This is a genomic window from Persicitalea sp. (genome assembly GCF_041751555.1).
Lineage (GTDB): Bacteria > Bacteroidota > Bacteroidia > Cytophagales > Spirosomataceae > Persicitalea.
In genome coordinates this window covers 1-3971 of record NZ_JBGSXF010000677.1, presented here as the reverse complement: position 1 = coordinate 3971, position 3971 = coordinate 1, and the positions used below count along the sequence as shown (strand labels likewise).

3 protein-coding genes are annotated in these 3971 nt (G+C 55.0%); 1 reads left to right on the top strand and 2 read right to left on the bottom strand.

Going from position 1 to position 3971, the window contains the following annotated elements:
* Nucleotides 1-307: 307 nt before the first annotated feature.
* Nucleotides 308-439 carry a hypothetical protein gene (locus ACEW8P_RS23925; RefSeq protein ID WP_373515582.1) on the bottom strand — a complete coding sequence of 44 codons (132 nt, stop codon included), beginning with the start codon at nucleotides 437-439 and terminating at the stop codon, nucleotides 308-310.
* 323 nt (nucleotides 440-762) lie between these two features.
* On the opposite strand from ACEW8P_RS23925, the gene ACEW8P_RS23920 reads away from it, so the two are divergent.
* Entirely contained in the window at nucleotides 763-3237 is a 2475-nt protein-coding gene (locus tag ACEW8P_RS23920; protein WP_373515581.1) for a choice-of-anchor Q domain-containing protein, read from the top strand.
* 97 nt (nucleotides 3238-3334) lie between these two features.
* Here ACEW8P_RS23920 and ACEW8P_RS23915 read toward each other — a convergent pair.
* The coding region (locus ACEW8P_RS23915; protein ID WP_373515580.1) for a sugar phosphate isomerase/epimerase family protein at nucleotides 3335-3971 on the bottom strand (637 nt) is incomplete at its 5' end.

Here is a 3971-nt window from a genome sequence, read left to right as displayed (position 1 = left end):
TATACACATCTTTTCAATAGACTGGAAGTCAGAATTTTATAGAATTGAAAATATTTGTCAAGATATTTATTTCACCGTATGATATGTGCCTACAACCCCTCTGTTGCTAGTGCTATGGGTGCACAACTCACGGAATCGGATGTTTAGATCTAGTGGCTTTTATTTGTGTATATACTCTAGGTGTCCCCACAGACCTACTACGTCGAAAGGTCTGGGAAATGATGTTATAGGACAATTGGCCACTTCTCATTGCCCAATTTTCGCTTTTAAATAATTGATAGGTACCAGTTCGCAAATTTATTAATTTTTACGAGAACATCCCCTCATAAAACGCCAGCCCCTCACTCGCCAACTCATCGGCACTATTCGCCAGCGGACGCCAAATACAAGTAGCCCGCGCCAACGCCTCCGAGGGCTGCCCGAAAGTCTCGATCACCATCGCTCCGTAGTAGTCGATTTCTTGCAGGGCGTCGCGGATGCCTTTTTGCTTTGCCCGAAAGCGGGTGAATTTCTTCCAACAGAAGTGATTAGAAGCAACGCAACGACGAGTCTATGTTCCATAGCCTTGATTTGAGTAATTGTTTTTCAAGCAATTATTTCTTTGCAAGAACCCTATCGCAAAATACAAATTACTTCTAAAAGCGACCGTAAAATAAATTTTTTTTCAGCGTATCTATCTTTTCATTAAATTGACAACCAGTAATTTATGACCGATGGCAAGAACCACCTGTCATCGAACCTTTCACCTAAATCCTGATTGTCATGCGAAAACTACTGCTCTTATTCCTGCTGTGCGCGCTGGCCGCGCCCGCTTCGGCTGCAAGCACACGCTACGTGGACGCCAGCCGCCCCGATGACACGGGCGACGGCCTCTCTTGGGCCACGGCCCACAAAAGCCTGACGACTGCCCTGAGTGCCGCCACTGCCGGCGACCACATCTGGGTAGCCTCCGGCACCTACAAGCCTACGACCACCGCAACCGACCGCGAAGCTTCTTTCAGAATGAAGCAAGGTGTGGAAATCTACGGCGGCTTCACGAGCGGGCAGATGAACCTCGGCGACCGCAACCGCGACCCGGCCACCAACAGAACGATCCTCAGCGGCGACATCGACGGGGACGGCACCAGGACGGGCAACAGCTACCACGTGATCAACAACGAAGGGGCGAACTTAACTTCCATTGCGCTTTTGGACGGCTTTATGATTACGGGCGGCAATGCCGACGACCCGACTTCTTCCGACGTTTTTGGTGCGGGTATGTACAATGTCCGCAGCAGCCCCAGGATTACCAACTGTCTCTTTCAAGGCAATGCGGCTTCCGAAGGTGGAGCCATTTATAACAGCGAAAGCAGTCCGCAACTCTCCAACTGCTCGTTCGTGACCAATTCGGCTCCTTACGGTACCCTGTTTGGCGGTTCCGGCGGAGGAATGGTAAACAAAAACGGCAGCAATGCCCAAGTAAGGAACTGCACGTTCAATGGGAATTCCGCCGCCATCGGCGGTGCCATCTACAATGAGGCAAGCAGTCCACAACTCATCAATTGCACGCTGAATAGCAATACGGCTTTTAACGGCGGGGCGATCTCTAATAGAGACAACAGCGCCCCCCGGCTGGTCAACTGCTCGTTGCAGAGAAATAATGCCAACAGACAAGGCGGGGCGGTTGCCAATATTGACAGCAGCCCGATTTTCGTCAACTGCTCGTTTCAGGGGAACACGGCTATTAGCGGCGGGGCGATGTACAACGTTTCCAGCCCGCTTAATGACACGCGGCCCTCGCTGACCAACTGCGTGTTTTGGAACAATGGCGATGCCAACACTTTTTTTAATTTTACGCCGCTGCTGACCGGGATTACCCAAATCTTTGCGGCCTATACGTTGTTCGATGAGTCAGTGACCGGATACCGAAGTTTGTTAGACCCTAATTTCACCACGCTGGTTTCCCCCTTCGCCTCCGCCACCGACACGCGGCTGCGGGCGGGTTCGCCCGCCATCGACGCGGGCCTCAACACGGTCAACTCCACCTCTACCGACTTGGCGGGCAATTCACGCATCATCGGCGGTACCATAGACCTGGGGGCTTACGAGGATACTGAACTTTGCCCAGACCCTCCCACGCTGACAGTTACCCCCGGCACTACTACGACTGGTGCGCCCATCACGGTTACGGCCACGGGTTGCACGGGCATATTGGAGTTTCTGATTTCCGGCCCTGGCATTGGGAGGAGGAGCGGTGATTCCTATACCATTTCTGATCCAGGTACTTTCCGGGTGACCGCCCTGTGTACCAAAGACGGCTGCACCAGGGCCGCCACCACGGGTGATTTGGTGATCGGCACTACGACACCGCCACCTGGAGACTTCGCTATCACGGGCGTGAGCGGCGTAAGCTGCACGGAAGTACCCGGAGAGGCCGCCCGCAACCTTACCTTCACGCCGACCTACGCCGGGGCAGACGGCTCGCCGATCACTTTCGATGTCCAGAGCGAGCTGGTTGCCACTACCGCACCCGGTCCTTATACTATCAAGCTTTACCTCGACAATCCCTCCATCAACCTGCGGGCCAGCCAGGACGGCGGTACTCGGGTTAGCTATCGGTACGACTGGCTGGCGGCTTGCGGCACCGCGCCGCCGCCTGTCGATCCGCCCGTTCCGGGCGAGTTCGCCATCACGGGGGTGAGCGGCGTGAGCTGCACGGAAGTACCGGGCGAAGCGGCCCGCAACCTTACCTTCACGCCGACCTACGCCGGGACAGACGGCTCGCCGATCACTTTCGATGTCCAGAGCGAGCTGGTTGCCACTACCATACCCGGTCCTTATACTATCAAGCTTTACCTCGATAATCCCTCCATCAACCTGCGGGCTAGTCAAGGCGGCAGGCCACAAGTCAGCTTCCGCTACGGCTGGCTGGCGGCCTGTGGCGCATCCTCCTCGCGGCTAGGGGCCGAGCGTCGGACCTTAGCCGAAGAGCCGGACAGGGAACTGCAAGTGACGCTGCTGGGCAACCCGACGGGCAAGGGCCAGGTGGAGTTTGAAGTTCGCGGGGCGCAGGGTCAGCGCCTTGACTTGCAACTGCTGGACTTCAACGGTCGAGCAATCAGTCGGCAGAGCATTGAAAAAGCGGGGGTAGTTGAGCGGCAAACGCTGGGCTTGGGCGCAGGCTCCGGCGGTATGCTGATTTTGCGGGTAAGTACGGCCACGCAGAGCCAGACGGTGAAAGTGCTGGATGTGCGCTGAGTAAAAAAGTAAGATATTGACGAACAGAAAATGGCCGACTGTGGCCCATTTCTGTTCGTCAATATCCATACCTAAGTGGGTTCTCATAATTCATATTCTATGAATACATTCTTTTGTAAAAAGCCAACCCCTCACTCGCTAATTCATCCGCACTATTCGCCAGCGGCCGCCAAATGCAGGTAGCCCGAGCCAACGCCTCCGAAGGCTGACCGAAAGTTTCGATCACCATCGCGCCATCATAACCAATCTCTACCAGGGCGTCGCGGATGCCTTCCCATTCAAGGTGTGCGGTGCCGGGCGTTCCGCGATCGCTTTCGTTGCCCTGTACGTGGCAGAGGAGATCTTTGCCTAGTTTGCGGATGGCGTCGGGGATGTCTTTTTCTTCGATATTGGCGTGGAAAGTATCCAGCACGATTCGCAAATTGGGGTTATCGACTTCCTGCACGAGGGCCATCGCCTGATCCATCGTATTGATCATGTCCGTTTCAAAACGGTTCAAAGGTTCCAAACCCAGCACAATGCCGTGGTCAACGGCCACTTGGCTTACTTCCGCCAGTATCTCAACGCACCAGGCGCGTTCCTGCTTCTTCTGATCGGGGGAAACGATGCGCGTCTTGCCCACGGCGGAGTACAGCGGCCCGCTGAAAATCGGACTTCCCACGTCGGCGGCGATTTTGATTCCTTCAATAATATAGTCCTTGCCGATTTGGCGGTAACGCGGCTCGGTGCTGGAA